The sequence below is a fragment of the Sphingopyxis sp. genome (assembly GCF_036402335.1).
Taxonomy (GTDB): Bacteria; Pseudomonadota; Alphaproteobacteria; order Sphingomonadales; family Sphingomonadaceae; genus Sphingopyxis.
This window is the reverse complement of the sequence record NZ_DASWTD010000456.1, coordinates 1-2,642: the sequence shown is the minus strand read 5'-3', so window position 1 is coordinate 2,642 and position 2,642 is coordinate 1. Positions and strand designations below refer to the sequence as shown.

Genomic DNA, 2,642 nt, shown 5'->3' with positions numbered 1-2,642 from the left:
TGATGATCGGCGAAATGGCGCACCGGATGAAAAACGCCTTTGCCCGCATCGGCGCGCTTGCCCGGATCACGCTGCGCGAATCCGACAGCCTCGAGGATTTCGAGAGCAAGTTCGACGGCCGCATGCGCGCGCTGTCGAACGCCAAGCAGATGCTCGTCACCGGCGCGGTCGAAAGCGTCGAACTCGGGCGCATCGTCCACCGCGAACTCGAACTCGCCGGCCGCTCGCCGCAGCAGCTTGCCGCGGTCACCGGCCCCGACGTCCGCCTCGACGACGAAGGCGCGCAGGCGCTGTCGCTCACGGTCCATGAATTCGTCACCAACAGCATCAAATATGGCGCCCTCGCTGGCCGGGGCGAGCTCGCGGTCGGCTGGCGCCGCATCGGCGGCGACGTCGAACTCAGCTGGGTCGAGAGCGATCTCGCCGAAACGCCGCACGTCGACGGCGAAAGTTTCGGCACCCGGTTCATCCGCACCTTGATCGAGCGGCAATTGAAGGGCAGTTGGGATCGCAGTGTCGCCGACCATCGCCTCGCCATCATCATCCGCTGGCCCGACCGTGACGTCGCCGGCTGACGCGCGCTGGCAAATCTGGATCGACCGCGGCGGCACTTTCACCGATGTCGTCGCGCGCAGCCCAGACGGCGCCGTCATCACGACCAAATATCTGAGCGAAGACCCCGCGCGCCCCGGCGACGCGGCGGTCAATGCGATCCGTGATCTCACCGGCGCAGGCGCCGGTGCGCTCCCGCCGCTCGCGATCCGCATGGGATCGACGGTGGCAACCAACGCGCTCCTCGAACGCAAGGGCGAGGCGACATTGCTCGCGATCACGGCCGGCTTCGGCGACGCGCTGACGATCGGCTATCAGGACCGTCCCGAACTGTTCGCGCGGCGGCTCGACCGCATCCCCCCGCCGCACGCCGCGGTCGCCGAGATCGCCGAACGTGTCGGCCCCGACGGCGAGGTGCTGACCCCGCTCGACGAGGATGCCGCCCGTATCGCCCTGCAGGCTGCTCGCAATCGGGGCCTCACCAGCATCGCGATCGTGCTGATGCACGGCTATCGCTATCCCGCGCACGAGGCGCGTCTCGCCGCAATCGCCCGCGAAACCGGCTTCACCCAGATCTCGACCAGCCACGACGTCAGCGCGCTGATCAAGCTCGTCGGCCGCGGCGACACCACGCTCGCCGACGCCTATCTCTCGCCCGTCCTGCGTCACTATGTCGACCAGTTCGTCGCTCAGCTCGGCGCGGGATCGGAGGGGGGCGCAGAACCGCAATTCATGAAAAGCTCGGGCGGCCTCGCCTCGGCCAGCGCCTTCCACGGCCGCGACGCGATCCTCTCGGGCCCCGCGGGCGGCATCGTCGGCATGGTCGGCAGCGCCGCGCCGCTCGGCAAGGACCGCCTCATCGGCTTCGATATGGGCGGCACCTCGACCGACGTCAGCCATTATGCCGGGCGCCTCGAGCGCGATAACGAGACCATCGTCGCCGGCACGCGCATCCGGGCGCCGATGCTCCGCATCCACACCGTTGCGGCCGGAGGGGGTTCGATCTGCCGCTGGGACGGCGCGCGCCTGCTCGTCGGCCCCGAAAGCGCCGGCGCCAACCCCGGCCCCGCCGCCTATGGCCGCGGCGGGCCGCTCACCGTCACCGACTGCAACGTCCTGCTCGGCAAGATCCAGCCCGATCATTTCCCGAAGCTTTTCGGCCCGAACGGCGACCAGCCGCTCGACCGCGACGTGGTCGTGCGGAAATTCGCCGCGATGGCGGCCGAGGTCGGCAATATCACCCCCGAGGCGCTCGCCGAAGGGTTGCTCGCGATCGCGGTCCAGCAGATGGCGAACGCGATCAAGCGCATCACCATCGCGCGCGGCCACGACGTGACGCAGGGCTACAGCCTCGTCGGGTTCGGCGGCGCCGCGGGCCAGCACGTCTGCCTCGTCGCCGACGCGCTCGGCACCGACGAGATATTGCTTCACCCGCTCGCGGGGGTGCTCTCGGCCTATGGCATGGGGCTCGCGAAGCCCTCGGCGATCCGCGAACGCACGCTGGGCTTGACGCTCGATGGCGATTGCGCCGCCGCGCTCGCCGCGGTCGAAGCCGAACTCGGCGCACAAGCCCGCACCGACCTTGCCCCCGGCACCCAAACGGCCCGCGAAACCCTTCTCTTCGTCCGCCTTGCCGACAGCGACAATGCGATCGAACTCCCGCTCGCCGCGCCCGCCGATATCGCCGCGGCCTTCGCCGCCGCCTTCCGCCAGCGCTTCGGCTACGCCCCGCACGACAACCTCGTGGTCGACCGCATCCGCGTCGAACTGACCGAGACCGGGGACGCGCCCGCGACCGTTGCGCCGCCGGCTGCTTCGACCGGGGCCGAACCCGAAATCGTCACCGCGTGGCTCGCCGGCGCCGAACATCGCGTCCCGCTCCACCAGCGCAGCGCCCTCGCCCCCGGCCGCATCATCGCGGGCCCCGCAATCATCATCGACGCGCTTTCGACGACTATCGTCGAGCCCGGATGGCGCGCCGAGGTCCAGCGCGAAGGCACCCTCCTCCTCGCCCGCGCGCGCGTTGCCGACGTTGCGGCTGCGGCGCAGGACGACCTTGCCCGTCCCGATCCGATCCGCCTCGAAATCTT

The 2,642-nt window shown here is 70.1% G+C and carries 2 protein-coding genes; both read left to right on the top strand.

The genetic code is table 11. The features are described from left to right. Window positions 1-575 (top strand): sensor histidine kinase (locus VGD20_RS14715; protein WP_331135163.1); only part of this gene is annotated, 575 nt, incomplete at its 5' end. Continuing rightward, the coding region (locus tag VGD20_RS14710; protein ID WP_331135162.1) for a hydantoinase/oxoprolinase family protein at window positions 559-2,642 on the top strand (2,084 nt) is incomplete at its 3' end. The genes VGD20_RS14715 and VGD20_RS14710, both read left to right, overlap by 17 nt.